General features: G+C 60.6%; 17 protein-coding genes and 1 riboswitch. Of the genes, 13 read left to right on the top strand and 4 right to left on the bottom strand.

Translation table 11 applies throughout. The features are described 5' to 3' along the window. Nucleotides 1–112: 112 nt before the first annotated feature. Complete coding sequence (locus TQ39_RS10925) at nt 113–1384, top strand: exonuclease domain-containing protein (protein WP_050005533.1); 1272 nt, start codon at nt 113–115, stop codon at nt 1382–1384. Nucleotides 1385–1639: 255 nt separating this feature from the next. On the opposite strand, the gene TQ39_RS10920 is transcribed toward TQ39_RS10925, so the two are convergent. Both TQ39_RS10920 and TQ39_RS10915 read right to left on the bottom strand, forming a co-directional pair. Further along, entirely contained in the window at nt 1640–2446 is an 807-nt protein-coding gene (locus tag TQ39_RS10920; RefSeq protein WP_009323779.1) for a peptidoglycan-binding domain-containing protein, read from the bottom strand. Nucleotides 2447–2523: 77 nt separating this feature from the next. Beyond that, on the bottom strand, nt 2524–3093 hold the full coding sequence (locus TQ39_RS10915; RefSeq protein ID WP_009323782.1) for a folate family ECF transporter S component: 570 nt from the start codon (nt 3091–3093) through the stop codon (nt 2524–2526). 126 nt (nt 3094–3219) lie between these two features. Then, a riboswitch (THF riboswitch) is annotated at nt 3220–3335 on the bottom strand. Nucleotides 3336–3493: 158 nt separating this feature from the next. Between TQ39_RS10915 and TQ39_RS10910 the strand changes: the two genes are divergently transcribed. The 3 genes from TQ39_RS10910 (at nt 3494) to TQ39_RS10900 (ending at nt 7229) form a co-directional block, all read left to right on the top strand. Further along, nucleotides 3494–4783: an MFS transporter gene (locus tag TQ39_RS10910; protein WP_009323784.1), complete on the top strand. Its 1290-nt coding sequence runs from the start codon at nt 3494–3496 to the stop codon at nt 4781–4783. A gap of 133 nt (nt 4784–4916) precedes the next feature. Further along, nucleotides 4917–6620 (top strand): M3 family oligoendopeptidase, encoded by a 1704-nt coding sequence (locus tag TQ39_RS10905; protein ID WP_050005532.1) that lies wholly within the window; start codon nt 4917–4919, stop codon nt 6618–6620. A gap of 72 nt (nt 6621–6692) precedes the next feature. Further along, the gene (locus TQ39_RS10900) at nt 6693–7229 is read left to right on the top strand and encodes a hypothetical protein (RefSeq protein ID WP_050005531.1); all 537 of its coding nucleotides are present in this window, start codon (nt 6693–6695) and stop codon (nt 7227–7229) included. Between the two features lie 181 nt (nt 7230–7410). Here TQ39_RS10900 and TQ39_RS10895 read toward each other — a convergent pair whose 3' ends face one another. Continuing rightward, entirely contained in the window at nt 7411–8187 is a 777-nt protein-coding gene (locus TQ39_RS10895) for an IclR family transcriptional regulator (protein WP_009323789.1), read from the bottom strand. 251 nt (nt 8188–8438) lie between these two features. Here TQ39_RS10895 and TQ39_RS10890 point away from each other — a divergent pair, with 251 nt between their 5' ends. From TQ39_RS10890 to TQ39_RS10870, 5 genes are all read left to right on the top strand, one after another. Further along, entirely contained in the window at nt 8439–9386 is a 948-nt protein-coding gene (locus TQ39_RS10890) for a bifunctional 4-hydroxy-2-oxoglutarate aldolase/2-dehydro-3-deoxy-phosphogluconate aldolase (protein WP_050005530.1), read from the top strand. A 115-nt stretch (nt 9387–9501) separates the two neighbouring features. Beyond that, nucleotides 9502–10533, top strand: a complete 1032-nt coding sequence (locus TQ39_RS10885) for a sugar kinase (protein WP_009323793.1) — start codon at nt 9502–9504, stop codon at nt 10531–10533. A gap of 145 nt (nt 10534–10678) precedes the next feature. Next, the gene (locus TQ39_RS10880) at nt 10679–12040 is read left to right on the top strand and encodes an MATE family efflux transporter (RefSeq protein WP_050005529.1); all 1362 of its coding nucleotides are present in this window, start codon (nt 10679–10681) and stop codon (nt 12038–12040) included. A gap of 180 nt (nt 12041–12220) precedes the next feature. Next, on the top strand, nt 12221–13030 hold the full coding sequence (locus tag TQ39_RS10875; RefSeq protein WP_009323798.1) for a M55 family metallopeptidase: 810 nt from the start codon (nt 12221–12223) through the stop codon (nt 13028–13030). Nucleotides 13031–13067: 37 nt separating this feature from the next. Further along, on the top strand, nt 13068–13685 hold the full coding sequence (locus TQ39_RS10870; protein WP_050005528.1) for a sugar O-acetyltransferase: 618 nt from the start codon (nt 13068–13070) through the stop codon (nt 13683–13685). Nucleotides 13686–13880: 195 nt separating this feature from the next. On the opposite strand, the gene aroF is transcribed toward TQ39_RS10870, so the two are convergent. Continuing rightward, a complete protein-coding gene (gene aroF / locus TQ39_RS10865; protein ID WP_009323801.1) occupies nt 13881–14894 on the bottom strand; it encodes a 3-deoxy-7-phosphoheptulonate synthase in 1014 nt (337 codons plus the stop codon). A gap of 664 nt (nt 14895–15558) precedes the next feature. Between aroF and TQ39_RS10855 the strand changes: the two genes are divergently transcribed. The 4 genes from TQ39_RS10855 (at nt 15559) to purC (ending at nt 17941) form a co-directional block, all read left to right on the top strand. Continuing rightward, a complete protein-coding gene (locus TQ39_RS10855; RefSeq protein WP_009323804.1) occupies nt 15559–15765 on the top strand; it encodes a helix-turn-helix domain-containing protein in 207 nt (68 codons plus the stop codon). A gap of 5 nt (nt 15766–15770) precedes the next feature. Next, complete coding sequence (gene ybaK, locus TQ39_RS10850; protein ID WP_009323806.1) at nt 15771–16250, top strand: Cys-tRNA(Pro) deacylase; 480 nt, start codon at nt 15771–15773, stop codon at nt 16248–16250. Nucleotides 16251–16664: 414 nt separating this feature from the next. After that, nucleotides 16665–17171, top strand: coding sequence for a 5-(carboxyamino)imidazole ribonucleotide mutase (purE, locus tag TQ39_RS10845; protein WP_050005526.1), 507 nt, complete (start codon nt 16665–16667; stop codon nt 17169–17171). A gap of 59 nt (nt 17172–17230) precedes the next feature. Further along, nucleotides 17231–17941: a phosphoribosylaminoimidazolesuccinocarboxamide synthase gene (gene purC / locus TQ39_RS10840; RefSeq protein ID WP_009323809.1), complete on the top strand. Its 711-nt coding sequence runs from the start codon at nt 17231–17233 to the stop codon at nt 17939–17941. Nucleotides 17942–17945 lie beyond the last annotated feature (4 nt).

The following is a 17945-nucleotide window of genomic DNA, read 5'->3' as shown; positions in this document are numbered from 1 at the left end:
GAACGCTCTGCTTATAATGGTAAGGGAAAAAGAGCGGTTTGTCAAATGAAACCGGCGGCTGTATAATAGTTGTAAGAAGATTTTGTACAAACAGGCGGAACGGGGGAGAAGCATGACGGAACTGGCAGTGCTGGACTTTGAGACAACGGGCCTTGTGCCGGGGCAGGACGAGGTGCTGCAGGTGGCGGTGGTGGATGAGACCGGAGCGGTGCTGATGAACGAATACTGCCGCCCACAGCGTCACACGGCGTGGGCCGACGCGCAGAAGGTGAACGGCATCGCACCGCAGGACGTGTGCGGCAAATCTCCCTTCGAGGCGCTTGTGCCGCGCCTGCAGGAGATCTTATCCGGCGCGCGGCGGGTGGTGGCTTATAACGACGGGTTTGAAAAAGCCTTCCTGGATGCCTACGGCATTCCGTCCCGCGGGCTGCGCTGGGGGGAGGACCCAATGGCCGCTTTTGCACAGCAGATGGGCGGGCAGAAGCGAAGTCTTTCCGCCGTCGCGTCGTTTTTCGGCTATGAATTCGAGGCGCACGACGCGCTGGCCGACGTGCGGGCCACGCTGTATCTTTACGAGCGGCTGGCGGACGGCGGGCTGCTGCGCTGGGCAACGCGCAATGCGTCGCCCGCGTGGGGGCAGTCGCCCCGGGGCCCGGTAGCATACCAGACGCTGCCGCCCGAGGACATGCTGCGCCTGCTCAAATGCCTGGGCCTGTGCCCGCTGACGGCGGCGCAGGCCCGGCAGCTGTGGTATAAGGGCATCTATACCGCGTCGCCCCGCCCCTGCGAGATTGTGGGGTTTCAGAACCGTTCCAAAGAGGACGGCTGGCTGGTGGTCGCCGTGGAGGCGGACGGCATGACGTATCTTGTGTGCGACGATTATTTGCGGGAGATGCAGGCTCCGGCCTTTGGCGGAGATGGCGCGGCGGCGTCCGTCCCCGGGCAGGCCGTGGGGACGGGACGGACAGGGCGCGCGTCCCGGGCCGGTATAGCCGCGCGTGGAAAAGCGGAAGGCGCGGCAAACAGCCGCTACGCGGCCTTTGCCCGCAAGAGTGCAGCCCTGAAGAACGTGGAGGCAAACCCGAATGCAGACCCCTCCAACCCGTTTTACGGCAAAGCCGTCGTATTTACCGGCGACATGGAGATGCCCCGGGCCGAAGCAGCCCAGGCGGTTGCGGAGCTGGGCGCCCATGTGAAGAGCGCCGTTTCCCGCAAGACGGATTATCTGGTCGCGGGCGCGCAGGACCCGGCGCTGGTGGGCGCGGGCGGGCGCAGCGGCAAGGAGGAAAAGGCCGCCGCTCTGAACGAAAGCGGCCAGGGAAAAATCGAGATCCTGGACGAAGCCGCCTTTCGCGCCCTGCTGGCGCAGGCGCGCGGGCAGTGAGCTTTGTCCGCCGGCTCCTGTCTGGAAAGAATGTACGGCTGAACGCCCTGTCTCGAGTGCGGCGGCAGCTTGGACATCCAATGCGCTCAATCTCCATAAAAATGGCCATCGGCTGTTTTTGGGCCATGCGGCCCGTCCCCGGCCGGCGGCCATTGAGATAAGTTTTTTATAGCGGGACAATAAAGAATCCCGGCCCGGGAGGCGTCTGCCTCCCGGGCCGGGTGCGCGATACGGCCGCGCGGGATGAGCGCCGCCTTACAGCGTGGCGTTGAATGCGGGGATGAGCGCCGCCCAGGTAGCGCTGCCTACCACGCCGTCTACCGGCAGGCCGGCGGTGGCCTGGAACAGACCTACGGCACGGGTGGTGTTCTGGCCGTAATTTCCGTCCACTGTCAGCAGAGGACGGCCGCTTATGCCGTTCAGATAGCTCTGCACAAAGCGGACGTAATCGCCGGTGGAGCCTACGCGCAGCGGTACGCCGGGATACTGAGTGGTAACGTGCGTGGGGTTGCCCGCCTGCATGGCGTTATGCACGGAGACGATCTTGTTCCAGGTATCCTTGCCCAGAATGCCGTCGGCGGAAAGGCTGAACTGGCGCTGGAAGCGGCGCACGGCGTTGGTCATATTGTTTCCGTACGCGCCGTCCACGGTCTGCGTGTTGATGCCGGTGTAGATGCGTGCAACTTCGTTCAGACGGCCCTGCATGTGGCGCACATCCTGGCTGCGGTCGCCCGGGCGCAGGGGAATGCCGGGATAGGTGTCGGCGCTGCCGCCGATGGTGGCATTGTAATCGCTGACGATGGCGTTCCAGGTATCGTGGCCGATGACGCCGTCCATCGAAAGACGGTTGATCACCTGATACTGCATCACGGTGCTGGCGGTGGCGGAGCCGTACCGTCCGTCCACGACCAGACGGTTGAGGGTGGGGTACTTGGCGTCGCGCAGGCCGTTCAAATAGGTCTGCATCCGCGCGACTTCGCTGCCGGAGCTGCCGGGCCGCAAAGCGGTGCCGGGATAGACGGGATCGACTACGGCGAGGACTGCATTATTATTTTCAAGCATAAAAATTGCCTCCTTCTGCCCCATGGTATGCGCGCGGCGTGCGCCGCGTGCGGGGGCGGAAAGGAGGCTGTTTTGCGTTACAGAGCTTTTTTGCGGTGCGTTTCCACAGCTTTCAGCAGAAAATACAGCAAAGCGGTGTCCAAAGGCAGCTTAACGGCATTTTTGATAAGCCGCATGCCGGAAATCACGAAAGCGTTGCCGTACATGATATTCAGCCACAGCGGCGTGAGCACCAGGTTGATGACGAGCACCGCGGACAGGCAGGCGCAGAACGTGCGCCACAGGGACACGGGTTTTTTGTACAGCCAGCAGCCGTATAAAAAGCCCAGCAGGAACTCGTTGAGCGTGAAGCCGGGAAAAAAGCCGCCGTTGGGCCGCAAAAAGTAGCCCGCCACGTCGGTGACGATGCCCATTAGCCCGGCCAGCCACGGGCCGTACAGGAACGCGCACGTTCCTGCGGCCAGAAAGGAAAAGCCGATCTCCAGAAACTGGCTGACCGCGATGGTAAACTGGTTGAGCACCAGGCTCAGCGCCGCCAGCATGGCGGCCCCGGCCAGACTGGCGGTGCGCCGCACCTCGCGGGCGGCGTCGGACAGGCGGCGGGGAAAGCCGCGCAGGGAATCGAATGTGGATTGAAAAGCAGACATGAAAAAACCTCCTTTATTTTGGCGTTGCCGCATAAAGGAGGCAAAAGGCCCGCGCACAGCCGCACGGCGGCGCGCTTGCGCGCGGCTCCGGGCGGCCCTGGCAGGCCCGTGTTGCATTCGTCATGCAGCAGCGGGATGCGAAGCCTGCACCGCAAGCGGTGCTTTTCGTCCGTTCCGCAACTCCCCGTCGGAACGGCACTGCGGCCCTTTTTGGAGGCCAACGCGCAGGCTTCTACTCTGCGATAGGGTTATTATAGGACGGCGGAAGGAAAATTGCAAGTATCCGCGCGTTTTTTCTTTCAAAGCGCTGCGCCCCATGATACAATACAGGCAGAATGAAAAATATTTTGGGCGGCGGGCCGCTTGCGGCCGCGCTGTCTGCGGAAAGCGGGGCAGTCGCATGGAAAAGATATCGCGCAAAAACTGGGCGCTCATCTGGGTGCTGGGAATGGCGGGGCAGATCTGCTGGAACATCGAAAACTCCTGGTTCAATACCTTTGTATACCGGAAGATCGCGCCGGACCCGTCCATCGTGGCGTGGATGGTGGGCGTTTCCGCCGTGGTGTCCACCTTCTGCACGTTCCTCATCGGCACTGCAAGCGACAGGCTGGGCAGGCGCCGCCCGTTCATCGCGTTCGGGTACATCCTGTGGGGCGTGTTCACCATCGGCTTCGGCGTCACGGAGTTCCTGCCGAAAGATCCGCTGTGGCTCGCGGCCACCTGCGTGGTGCTGGCGGACGCGGTGATGAGCTTTTTCGGCAGCATGGGCAATGACGGCGCGTTCAACCCCTGGACGACCGATATCTCCAGCGCGGGCAACCGCGGCAAGGTGGGCGGCGCGCTGGCCGTGATGCCGGTGTTCGCCACCATTTTCGGGGCCATTGTGTCGGGCATTATCATTGACGCGCTGGACTTCTTCGCGTTTTTCACCATCATGGGCGGCATGGTCATTGCTGTGGGCGTGCTGTGCCTGTTCACGCTGCGGGATGCGCCGGGCCTCGCCCCCAACCGGGACCCACGGGGTTTTTGGCACCAGTTCGCCGCTGTGTTCGATTATAAGATCGTGGGCCGCAACCGGGAGCTGTTCTGGGTGTTTCTGGTGATGATGGTGTATTTCATCGGCTTCAACGTATATTTCCCGTACATCACGGTTTACTTTACCGACAACCTGGGTATGGACTACACGCTCACGGGCGTGGTGCAGGGCGCGGGCCTGCTGGCCGCATCGGTGCTCACCATTCCCGCCGCCCGCTTCATCGACCGCGGCAAGTGCGGGCCGGTCATCGCGGCGGCCGTGGGCTGTAATCTGCTGGGCCTTCTGGGCGTCAGCTTTTCCACGGCGTTCGTTCCGCTGCTTATCGGTGTGTTCGGCGCCGGCGCGGGGTATATCCTGGTGCTGCAGGCGCTGACAGCGTGGATCAAAAACCTGTATCCGGAGGACCAGCGCGGCCAGTTCGAGGGTGTGAAGCAGCTGTTCTTTGTGTGCGTGCCCATGATCGTCGGCCCGGCCATTGCCACCCCTGTTATCAATGCTTTCGGCGTTGAAAAAATTGTCAACGGCGTGGCGGGCATGGTGCCCGGCAACAGCCTGTTTCTGATTTCGGGGCTGGTGACGCTGCTGGCGCTTTTGCCGCTGCTCCCCGCCGCGCGCATGGAAAAAGCGCGCACCGGAGCCGCGGCGCAGCCGTAAAATGCAGACGGCCCGGCCCAGGTTCTTTTGGAGGGCGCGGGCGTTTTGCGTATTCTCTTTCCCGCCGCTCTATGATAAGATACAATTGTAATGCAAGGCGCGGCCCGTGCGCCGCGAAAAAGGAGTTGTTTGGATGAAATTTGAACAGATGCAGTACGCTCGCCCGGACTTTGACGCGGCGCGGGAAACCTTTGCGTCGCTGCGCGCGCGCATCGCCGCCGCGCCGGACGCGCAGGCGCAGCTGGAGGCGTTCCGGGAATTTGAGACGCTGAGCCGCCATATCTCCACCATGTCCACCCTGGCTGAGATCCGCCACACCGTGGATACGCGGGATGCGTTTTACGAAGCCGAGCGGGAATTTTTTGACGCAAACAGCCCGGCGCTGGGCGAAGCCCAGCTGGACGTGTACCGCGCGCTGCTGGCCTCGCCGTTCCGCACACAGCTGGAGCAGGCGCTGGGCAGGCTCACTTTTGAAAAAATGGAGGTGGACGTCAAGTCCTCCGACCCGGCCATTCTGGAGCTGATGGCGGAGGAAAACGCCCTCACCACGGCTTATGAAAAGTTGTACGCCTCGGCGCTGATCGAATTTGACGGCAGAAAAAATACCGTCAGCCAGATGAGCCTTTACAAGCAAAACCCGGACCGAGCCGTGCGCAAAGCCGCCTACGAAGCCGAGGGAGCATGGTTTGATGCGCACCGGGCCGAGCTGGACGAATTGTACGATAAGCTGGTAAAAAACCGCACGGCCCAGGCACGAAAGCTGGGTTATGAGAATTTCATCCCCCTGGGCGCCATCCGCATGCGGCGCATCGGCTACACGCTGGAGGACATGGCCGCCTACCGTGCGCAGATCAAAAAAGATTTCGTGCCCGTGGTGGCGGAACTGAAGAAGCTGCAGTATGCCCGCACCGGCGTGGCGGACCCGAAATTCTACGACGACGCGTTCTGCTTTGCGGACGGAAACCCCGCGCCCCACGGCACGCCGGAAGAAATACTGGCCGCGGGCCGCGAAATGTACCATGCCCTCAGCCCCGAGACGGCGGAATTCATTGACGAAATGTTCGACGGAGGCCTGTTCGACGTGCTCTCCAAGGAGGGCAAGGCCCCGGGCGGCTACTGCACCTACCTGGCGGATTACAAAGCGCCTTTCATTTTCTCCAACTTCAACGGCACGTCCGACGACGTGGACGTACTGACGCATGAAGCGGGCCATGCCTTTGCCGCGTGGGTGGCCGCGCGGAAAGACCTTCCCATGATTCTGGAGGAGCCCGGCATGGAGAGCTGCGAGATCCACTCCATGTCCATGGAGTTCCTTACGGCGGAGCATCACGAAAAATTCTTCGGCACGGACACGCCCCGGTATGAACTGGCCCACGCCGAGGACGCGATGTACTTTTTGCCATACGGGACCATGGTGGACGAATTCCAGCACATCATGTACGCCGAGCCGGACCTGACGCCCGGGGAGCGCAACGCAGTATGGGCAAAGCTGGAAAGCGAATACCGCCCCTGGCTGGACTTCGCGGGCCTGCCCTTCTACGGACGCGGCGCGGGCTGGCAGCGCCAGCTGCACATCTACGAGGTGCCGTTCTACTATATCGACTACTGCCTGGCCCAAACGGTGGCGCTGCAGTTCTTCACCGCGTTTCTGCACGACAAAAAGGACGCCTGGCGGCGGTACCTGGCTCTGGTGGGCGAGGCCGGCGGCAAGACGTATCCGGGTCTCGTGGCGGCGGCCGGGCTGGACAGCCCGTTTGCTCCCGGAACGCTGGCGAAGCTGGGCAAAGAAGTGGGCGCGTGGATCGCGGCGCAGGACGCCGCGCTGAACGCCCGGTAAAGGACCCGGCTCCGGAATGGACCGGACAGAAAAGGCCCGGGAAGGGCAGGGCGGAACAGGAGGCCTGAAGATATGATACAGGAAAAGGGAAAACGAAGGGCCCGGCGCGCGCCGGCGCTGCTGGCGGCGTATCTTGCGCTTGCGCTTTTGGCGGGCTGTGCCGGCGGCGCGGGCAGCTCCGCGGCGGAACAGAACAGTGCGTCCTCCTCCGGTGCGGCGGAAAGCGCGCTTTCCGCCCCCGCTGCGCCGCAGGAGACCGTTTTCTCCGGTGCGTCCTCCTCCTGCCTGCCGTCCGAACCGCCGGAGGATGCGCCGGAAACGCTGGGGCCGGGGCATTTTACCAGCGTACAGGATCGCGCGGAGGGGGAGCAGGATCCCTATTTGGAGCTATACGCCGACGGCACGTTTATGTTCATGTGCAATGTGTATCAGGGGATGACGACGTATCTGGGAACGTGGAGCTATGAGAGCGGCGTTCTGACGCTGACGCGCCCCAGCGCGGAGGAGACCTATGTTTTCTTCGCGCAGGACGCCGACACGCTGCTGATGCACAGCGGAGACCTGGTGATGACGCAGCCCGGCGCAGTGCTCACACGGCTGGCGCAGTAGCATAGAAAGCGGGCGCGGTGCAAAACCGCGCGCAAAAAGCATAAACAACAAAAAACACGCCCTGAAGCGAAGCGAAATGCTGCCTCAGAACGTGTTTTTTCTTTTTTGGTATTTTCCCTGCGCCGATTGTTTATGATAATTTTATTCTGCGCCGCACCCGTTTGTGCCTGTATGCCGCGATCTACTTCCAGCCGAGGTCGCGCAGAATATCCTGCCGCGCGGCAAGGCCCATACGCGCCAGATGCTCGATGCGGTCGTCCGTCATCTGCGCGGCAAGGCCCGAGATGCTGAACGCCGCCTCCGCACGGCCGTTCATGCCCGGCACCGCCAGCGCCACACAGCGGATGCCCAGCTCGTTTTCCTCGTCGTCGATGGCATAGCCCGCCATGCGCACGCGCTTGAGCTGCTCGATGAATGCGTCGAAATCCGTGATGGTATGCGCTGTCAGCGCCCGGATGCTGCTTTTGCGCCACACGCGTTCGGCCTCGCCGTAGCTCTGGGTGGCCAAAATGGCCTTGCCCACGCCTGTGCAGTACATGGGGATGCGAAGCCCCACATGGCTGGACATGCGCATGCCGCCCAGCCCGGCGCCGGCCTCCGCCTTATAGATGTATACGATGTCCACGCCGTCCTGGATAACCAGATGCACCGCCTCGCCCGTATGGCGGGAAAGCTTGTCCAGATGCGGCTTTGCAACGGACATGATATCCATATCGTTGACGATGCCGCTGGACAGCTCGAACATCTTCATCGTCAGCCGATAGTGCGTGGAGAAACTGTCCTGCACCGCGTAGCCCAGCGATACAAGGCTGGAGAGCAGCCGGTGCGCCGTGCTTTTGGGCAGGCCGCTCTCGGCGCTGATGGTCTGCAGGGACGCGCCCTTGGGGTGTGCGCACAGGACTTCGATCAGTGCGAAGATGCGTGCCACGCTCTGCACGCCGCCGTTGCTGTTTTCCACAAGAGCACCCCCTTTTCTTTGTTGCGTTCCACAATGCGAAACGGTTTTCCGTCTGTATTGTAACTTGTTTTGCGCCAAAGCGCAAGCCCCCGGCCCCGCTTGGATGCAAGAAATATCCGCTTTTGGGCAAAAAACGCAAGAATCGCATTGACAATAAAACCTGTTCGTTTATAATGAAGCCAGAAAGAAAGTGGAACGGCGTTCCACAATATGGAACACACCCCCACCGGGAATAAAAGGAGAAGATTGCTATGAACGACGTGATTCAGAAAATCTACGACATCGGCATCGTGCCCGTCATCGCCATCGACGACGCAGACAAGGCTGTGCCTCTGGCAAAGGCCCTGGTCAAAGGCGGCCTGCCCGCGGCCGAGGTCACGTTCCGCACCGCAGCGGCCGAGGAGGCCATCAAGCGCATCGTGGCCGAAGTACCTGAAATGCTGGTGGGCGCGGGCACCGTGCTGACGAAGGAGCAGGCGGACCGAGCCATCGCCGCCGGCGTCAAGTTCATCGTCAGCCCGGGCTTTAACCCCGAGATCACCAAATATGTCATCGACAAGGGCATGCTGATGATGCCCGGCACCGCTACTCCGGGCGAGATGGAGCAGGCCATGAGCATGGGCCTGGACGTTGTGAAATTCTTCCCGGCCGAACAGAACGGCGGCGTCGCCAAGCTGAAAGCCGTGGCCGGCCCTTACACAAACCTGCGCTGGATGCCCACGGGCGGCGTCAACGCCAAAAACCTGCTGGACTACCTGTCCTTTAACAAGATCGTTGCCTGCGGCGGCACCTGGATGGTGAAGAAGGACCTCATCGAGGCCGAAAACTGGGACGAAATCGAGCGTCTGACGCGCGAGGCCGTCAACACCATGCTTGGCTTCGAGGTCAAGCACATCGGCATCAACACCGAGAACGCCGAGGAAGCCATGAAGGCCGCCAAGCTGTTCGAGCTGATGTTCGGCTTCGACGTTGCCGAGGGCAACAGCAGCATCTTCTGCGGCAGCCGGGCCATTGAGATCATGAAAAAGCAGTATCTGGGAAAGAACGGCCACATCGCCATCGGCACCAACACGCTGCCCCGCGCCATCGCCTATTTCAAGAGCCGCGGCTTCGAGTTCAACGAGGAGACCGCCAGCCCCAAGGCCATTTACTTCAAAGACGAGATCGCCGGTTTCGCCGTCCACCTCGTGCAGAAGTAATTTTTTACAGCTTTGCACAGCAAGGCTGTAAAAGGCGGCCTGAGCTGCGGCATTTGCGGTTCAATGTTTTTATAATTGCAGATAAGATATATAAAAGACAGGAGAGTATTTTTTCATGGCAAAGAAAGTTGTTACCTTCGGCGAGCTCATGATCCGCCTGCAGCCCTATAACTACGAGCGCTTCGTCCAGGCCGACCACCTGGAATTCACTTTCGGCGGCGGTGAGGCCAACGTGGCCGTCAGCTTGGCCAACTATGGCCTGGACGCCGCTTACGTCACCAAGCTGCCCGCCCACGCCATCGGCCAGGCGGCGGTGAACAGCCTGCGCCGCTACGGTGTGGACACCAGCAAGATCACCCGCGGCGGCGACCGTGTGGGCATCTACTTCAACGAGAAGGGCGCTTCCCAGCGTCCCAGCGTGTGCATTTATGACCGCGCCCATTCCGCCATTTCCGAGGCGACTACGGCTGATTTCGACTGGGATGCCATTTTTGAGGGCGTGGAGTGGTTCCACTTCACCGGCATCACCCCGGCGCTGGGCGCCAATGTGGTGGAGATCTGCAAGGAGGCCTGCAAGGCCGCGAAAGCTCATGGCGTGAAGATCAGCTGCGACCTGAACTACCGCGGCAAGCTGTGGACACGCGACGAAGCCCGCGCCGCCATGACGGAGCTGTGCCAGTATGTAGACGTGTGCATCTCCAACGAGGAGGATGCCAAAGACGTATTCGGCATCGAGGCCGAGAACACCGACATCACCGGCGGCGAGCTGAACAAAGAAGGCTATAAGAGCGTGGCCAAACAGCTGGCGGACAAATTCAATTTCGAGATGGTCGCCATCACGCTGCGCGAGAGCAAATCTGCCTTTGACAACGACTGGAGCGCCATGCTTTACAACGTGGCCAAGGATGAGTACTGCTTCTCCAAGCTGTATCATCTGCACATCATCGACCGTATCGGCGGCGGCGACAGCTTCGGCGGCGGCCTGATCTACGCCCTGCTGTCCGGCAAGGACACCCAGGCCGCGGTGGAGTTCGCGGTGGCGGCTTCCGCCCTGAAGCACTCCATCGAGGGCGACTACAACTTCGTCACCGTGCCCGAAGTGGAAAAGCTGGCGGGCGGCGACGGTTCCGGACGTGTACAACGGTAATTAGCGCTTACCGTTATACAATAGATACGCCGGTATTTCCGGTGTTCAAAGAGTCTTCAAGCACTCAAACACTCATTACCTCCCAAAAGCAAAAGGGCCGCCCTGCCGGGCGGCCCTTTTGCACGGGAGAGGCAGGAGGAGACCCGTGCAAGCCAAAAATCCGAAAATTCATGTAGAGCGCTCGTTTTACCGCAGCCTGCTGGCGCTCACACTGCCTGTGGCGCTGCAGAATGTCATTTCGTACAGTGTCAACCTGATGGATACCCTGATGCTGGGCGGGCTGGGCGAGGTGGCGCTCTCTGCCACCAGTCTGGCCAACCAGGTGTTCTTTATTTATACCGTAGCCATATTCGGCGTGGCGGGCGGTGCCATCGTGCTGTGCAGCCAGTACTGGGGCAAAAAGGACGTGGATTCCATCTGCCGCGTCGCCAGCCTGGCGCTGCGCATTTCGGCTGCGGCGGGGCTGCTGTTCACACTGGTGCTGTTTTTGTTCCCGCGCCCGGTGATGCAGATATTCACCGCCGAGCCCGCCGTTATCGAGGCCGGCGCATCCTATCTGCGCATCGTGTCGCTGTCGTATTTCTTCTACGGCGTCACATCCACATTCCTGGTGGTGCTGCGCAGCGTGGAGACCGTCAACGTCTCGGTGGCGATCTACGGCGTGTCGTTTGCGGTGAACGTGTTTTTCAACTACGTGTTCATCTTCGGCAAGTTCGGCGCGCCGCGCATGGGCGTGGCGGGTGCCGCCGTCGGCACTGTGCTGGCGCGCGTGGCGGAGTTCGTGATGATCATCGCCTATATGCTCGTGTGGGAAAAGAAGATCCGCTTCCGCCTGCATATGCTGCTGTGGCCGTCGGGCGGCCTCGCCCGGGACCTGGTGCGCTACGGTTTGCCCGTGATGCTCAACGAGCTGCTGTGGAGCGTCGCCATTTCCATGCACTCTGTCATCCTGGGGCATATGAGCAGCGATATCGTGGCGGCCAACAGCATTTGCAATGTGATGTTCCAGATGGCAACGAGCATCATCCTGGGGGTGTCCAATGCCTCGGCCGTTCTGGTGGGCATGCTGGTGGGCCGGGGGGATTATCCGTACGCCCGGGCCTGTGTCAACAAGCTCATCCAGATCTACGCCGTCATCGGCGTGGTGTGCGCGGCGCTGCTGCTGGCGGTGAAGGGGCCGGTCATCGGCATTTATGACATCAAGGAAAGCACCCGCGTACTGACCGACCAATTGATGTATGTATATGCGGCGGCCATTTTCTTTATGGCGTTCACCTGCCCGCTGATCAGCGGTGTGCTGCGCGGCGCGGGGGATACCCGTTTCGCGGCTGTCACGGATGTAGGCTGTATCTGGGCGATGGTCCCCCTGGGCGCGGCAGCGGCATTCTGGCTGGGCGCGCCGCCGGTGCTGGTGCTGGCCGTGCTGAAATGCGACATGCCGCTGAAGGCATTTTTCTGTCTGCGCCGCATCGCGGGCGGCAACTGGATCCGCAACGTCACGCGGTAAAGGCCGCGCGCGGAAAATACGGAGAGAGGGTTGCCCGCCCGCCACATATCCGGGCGGACAAACGATTTTTCAACAGGCAAAGCGGCCGTGTATTTGCACGGCCGCGGTTTTGTGCTATGATGAAAAAAACGCCCCCCGGCGGCGCGCCGGACGCCAAGGAGGAAGAAAAGGAGAAACGCCATGAATCTGTTCATTTCCAGCGATATCGAAGGCACCTGCGGCATCGCCGCATGGAGCGAGACCGAGCCGGGCAGGCCGGACGGGGATTACGCCTATTTTAAGCAGCAGATGAGCCGGGAGGTGGCCGCGGCCTGCCGCGGCGCTCTGGCGGCAGGCGGCGAGCGCATTCTGGTAAAGGACGCTCATGATTCCGCCCGCAACATCGACCCCTCTGTTCTGCCCGAAGAGGTGCAGATCAACCGGGGCTGGGCGGGCGATGTTTACAGCATGATGAGCGGCATCCAGCACGGCGATTGGGACGCGGCAGTCTTTACCGGTTATCATGCGGCCGCCTGCTGCGACGGCAATCCGCTTTCCCACACCATGAACACCAGTGTGGATTATGTGGAGATCAACGGCGTGCGTGCCAGCGAATTCACGCTCAACGCCTATATGGCGGGCTATCACGGCGTGCCGGTGTGCTTTGTTTCCGGTGATGCGGCGCTGTGCGACAGTGCACGGCGCATGATACCCGATATCGCCACGGTGCCCGTCAATAAGGGGGACGGAAACTCTGCCACCAGCCTGCATCCGGCGCTGGCCGTCAAGCGTATCGAGGAAACGCTGCGCGCCCAGCTGGAGAGCGGCGCGTACCGTACCTGCATCGTGCCCATGCCTCCGAAGTTTGAGATCATCATCCGCTATAAGGAACACCGGGCGGCCTACCGCTGCAGCTTCTACCCGGGCGTGGAACAGGTGGACGAAAAAACGCTGCGCTTCACCTGTGTGGATTATATGGACGCCATGTGCCTGTTTCAGTTCGTGCTGTAAGGCTCCGGCCGCGCAAAGCAGAGGAGGAAAGCGGAGTATGACACAAAAGGAACGCATGCTGGCGGGCCTGCCCTATAAGGCGTGGATGGACGGCCTGCCGGAGGAACGCGCCCGGGCGCAGCGTGCCTGCTGGGAATTCAACCGTCTGCCGCCGGATGCGCGTGCAGAGCGCACGGCGCTGCTGCGCGGCCTGTTCGGCAGAACGGGCGAGCATCTGCACATCGAGGAGCCGTTCCACTGCGACCTCGGCTACAACATTGAGGTAGGCGAGTGGTTCTATGCCAATTACAACTGTGTGATCCTGGACGTTTGCAGGGTGACCATTGGCGACAATGTGATGTTTGCGCCCAACGTCGCCATTTATGCGGCGGGCCATCCGGTACACCCGGCCGCGCGCAATTCGGGCTACGAGTACGGCCAGCCCGTCGCCATCGGGAATAACGTCTGGTTGGGCGGCAATACAGTGGTCACGCCCGGCGTGACCATCGGGGACAACGTGGTGGTGGGTGCGGGCAGCGTCGTCACCCGGGACATCCCGGCAAATGTTGTTGCGGCGGGCAACCCCTGCCGCGTGCTGCGCGCCATCACCGAAGCGGACGCGGATTATTATTTTAAAGACCGGAAATTCGACGTGGATTGGCACGCCGAGCTTTGATGCGCTTCGTGCGGCAATAAGGCCCGGAGCCGTGCGGAAAGCAGCGCGGCTCCGGGCCTTATTGCGGGATGCGCCGGAACGGCGCGCTTAGCGATGTTTAAAAAATAGAGAAAATGCTGTGTTCTGAGAACTTTTAACGAAGCAAACACCGATTCCTGTCGGAGAAAACAGCTTTTTCGATTTTTTAAGCGTCCCCTAGTTGATGGCCTTGCCGAAGAAGGCGCTGGCGGCCTTGACCTTGCCCATCAGCGCGTCGAACTGTGCGGGCGTCAGGCTTTGGGCGCCGTCGCTTTTGGCGTGGGGCGGGTCGTTGTGGACTTCGATCATCAATCCGTCCGCGCCCGCGGCAATGGCGGCCATGGCAAGCGGCTCCACCATCCAGGCAATGCCCGCGGCGTGGCTGGGGTCAATGACCACGGGCAGATGGGTCTTGCTTTTGAGCATGGGCACCGCGGAAATGTCCAGTGTGTTGCGCATGCTCGTTTCAAACGTGCGGATGCCGCGTTCGCACAGTACGACGTTTTCATTGCCGCCGGCCATGATATATTCGGCGCTCATCAGAAATTCTTCGATGGTGTTGGCAAGGCCGCGTTTGAGCAGAACGGGCGTTTGCAGCTTGCCCAGTTCCTTCAGCAATTCAAAATTCTGCATGTTGCGCGCGCCCACTTGGATCATATCAACGTCGGCAAAGAGGGGAACGTGCTCGGTGTTCATGATCTCGGTGACGATGGGCAGCCCGGTGGCGGCGCGGGCCTCGCGCAGAAGCTCCAGGCCCTCGGCGCGCATGCCCTGGAACGCGTAAGGGGAGGTGCGGGGCTTGAACGCGCCGCCGCGCAGGATGCCCGCGCCGCTGCGCTGTACGTCGCGGGCGACTTCCACGATCTGGCTCTCGCTCTCCACGCTGCACGGCCCGGCCATCACGGAGAAATGTCCGCCGCCGATCGTATGTCCCGCCACGTCCACAGCGGTGTCCGCCGGATGGAATTTCCGGTTGGCCTTTTTATAGGGCTCGCTGACCCGCTTCACATCCTCGACAAAATCATTGGCGCGCACAAGGTCGATGTCCACGCTGGATGTGTCGCCGATGAGGCCGATAAGGTGCGTGTGCTCGCCCTCGGAATTGTGAATTTTGAGGCCCTGGGCTTCAAAACCGGCGCAGAGCTGCTTCACCTGCTCCGGGTTCGCGTTGTTTTTAAAAATAACGATCATACTGCATACCCCTCTTGCGATTTAAAATTTTAAAACAAAAAAGCCGGCAGCGCTCTGCGCTGCCGGCTTATCAGTTTACAAAAAATTATTTTGCATCCTGAACCGTTCCACAGCAAACAGAGCCATTACCTGTAAAGTAATAGCCAAAATAATAATAGTTTGCAGTTGTAAACGAACGGTCCGGCATGGTTTTCCCCCAGCGGAAAAGATTTGTTAGCAGTATACGCGCATTCGGCGCATTTGTCAAGGGCAGCCTTTCGCCGGGGTAAACGGGGGCCTTGCGCTTCTCATCCCAGAGCCTCGAAAGCCAGACGCAGGCCGAGCCCACACCTTGTGCGAAGATGGCGGTCGCCCGGTGCAACCCGGCAAACTCTTCGCGGTCGCACAGGGCTTCATACAGCTCGTTCTGGCTCCGGGAAAAAGTGGCGGTGAACCGGCCTTTCAGTTCTTCCGTTTCCCGCGCCAGCGCGCGCTGTTCGTCTGTAAGCGGGCAGGCGCGTCTCCACCGGGATATTTTCGCCTGTGTACCAATCTTTTATGATGCTTTTCACAATCCATTCTCCTTTGTTTCACAAATAGTAAAAAACTATTTCAAGCATAATTCACTATTGGTGAAAAAGCGAAATGGAATATATTATCATAAAACGAAGGGGGGGGGGCCTGCATGGATTATATTGACCGTATCCGCGCGCTTCGCAAAGCGCAGGGGCTGACGCAGAAAGACATGGCGGATGTACTCGGTGTGGCAACCTCAATGTATAACATGTATGAAACACGGCAGCGTCGGATGTATGTGGAAACTTTTGCAACGCTATGCAGTTATTTCGGCGTGTCTGCAGATGATCTGTTAGGCACCGGCAAAGAAGAGTGAACAAAATGGCAGAATTCAAAACAAACGTCATGCGGATGCTTGACAAGGAAAAGGTGCCCTATACGCCCCATACCTACGACCACGGCGACGGCGCCATCGACGGAGCGTCAGTTGCGGCAAAAATGGGGCAGGACCCCGCCCGCGTGTTTAAAACACTGGTCACACAGGGCGCGGGAAAAAGCTACTTTGTATTCGTCGTGCCCGTGCTGGCCGAGCTGGACCTGAAGAAGGCCGCAAAAAGCGTGGGCGAAAAAAGCGTAGCCATGCTCCATGTGGCCGATATCAATAAGGTCACCGGCTATGTCCGCGGCGGGTGCAGCCCGCTGGGGATGAAGAAAGCCTACCGCACCGTGTTCGACCGCAGCGCGCTTGCGGGCGCAAGCATCATCGTAAGCGGCGGCAGGATTGGCTATCAGATCGAGCTTGCGCCCGAGGAACTGATCCGCCTGGCGCGGGCGGATACGGCGGATATCATCTGCGGCTGACGGCGCCGGTTCCGCATTGTAAAATCTGTGTAAGACAATCAACCAAAAAAGCCGCCCGGCGGCATAAGGTTCTTGTTGTTTTCTCTGAAAATTCGCGCCGCCGCCGGAAAGCGATTGCTTTTATTCCGGTTTCATAGTACGATGATAATATCCTTTTTCTTCGCACCGAACAAGCTGTTCAGAGGAGGTACCGGGATGCAATCAATCGCTTTGGGAACCGCTGCGTACCCGGGGCGGAGTGTAAGTCGCCGGCCTTCCCGCCGGGGCAGTGCGTCTGCGGGATACCGCGCGTTTTTTCGGCGCGCCTGCGGGCTGCGGAAAGAGGATGCCGCGCTGAAACTGCAAGCATAAGGCCATGGTGTAACTGCACCACGGCCTTTTTTCTTTTCAGGGACGCACAAAGGAGATGGATTTATGGAAAACACCAAAAAAGTAGCCATCATCATGGGCTCGGACAGCGACTGGCCAACGGTAAAAGCCGCGGCCGTACAGCTCAAAAGCTGGGATATCCCGTTTGAGGTGCGCGTAATGAGCGCCCACCGCACCCCGGCCGCTGCGGCGGAGTTTGCAAAGCGCGCGGCGGAAAACGGCTTCGGCGTGATCATCGCGGCCGCGGGTATGGCCGCCCATCTGGCGGGCAGCATCGCCGCGAACACCGTGCTGCCCGTCGTCGGCATCCCCGTTAAGGGCGGCGCGGTGGACGGCCTGGACGCCCTGCTGGCCACCGTGCAGATGCCCAGCGGCATTCCTGTGGCCACCGTTGCGCTGAACGGCGCCAAAAACGCCGCCGTGCTGGCCGCTCAGATGCTGGCCATCCACGACGCGCGCATCGCCGCGCTGCTGGCGGAGGACCGGGAGAAAATGGCCCGCTCCATCGCTGAAAAGGACGCCGCCATCCGGGCCGAGGCGGCCGCGCTGTAAGGAATGCTTTCCAAATATCTTTTTATTTTTATAAAACACAAAAGAGGGAGAAGAACAACATGGAAAAACGGGAACAGCTGTATGAGGGGAAAGCCAAAAAGGTATTCGCCACAGACGACGCGGACCTTGTCATCGTGGATTACAAGGACGACGCCACCGCCGGCGACGGAGCAAAGAAAGGCACCATCCGCGGCAAGGGCGTGGTGAACAACAGGCTTTCCAACAACCTGATGAAGATGCTGGCTGAAAAGGGCGTGCCCACCCACTTTGTGGAGGAATTGTCCGACCGCGAGACGCTGGTGAAAAAGGTGGAGATCGTGCCGCTGGAGGTCATCATCCGCAACGTGGCCGCGGGCAGCTTCACCAAGCGTCTGGGCGTGCCTGAGGGAACGGTGCTGAAGATCCCCACCATCGAGTTCAGCTACAAAAACGACGAGTATCACGACCCCCTCATCAACCATTACCACGCGCTGGCCCTGGGCCTGGCCACGCAGGAGGAGATCGACACCATCACGAAATATGCCTTCCAGGTGAACGACATCCTTTCCCAATATCTGCTGGGCTTCAACATCCGCCTCATCGACTTCAAGCTGGAATTCGGCCGCCTGCCCGACGGCTCCATCGTGCTGGCCGACGAGATCAGCCCCGACACCTGCCGCTTCTGGGACGCCACCACAGGTGCGCACCTGGATAAAGACCTGTTCCGGCGCGACCTGGGCGGCGAAGAGGAAGCCTACCGGGAAGTTATGAAGCGCCTGCTGGGGGAGTGAGCGG

The organism is Ruthenibacterium lactatiformans (assembly GCF_000949455.1).
Classification (GTDB): Bacteria; Bacillota; Clostridia; order Oscillospirales; family Ruminococcaceae; genus Ruthenibacterium; species Ruthenibacterium lactatiformans.
Note: the sequence above shows the minus strand (reverse complement) of the source record. Positions and strands in the feature narration are given on the sequence as shown.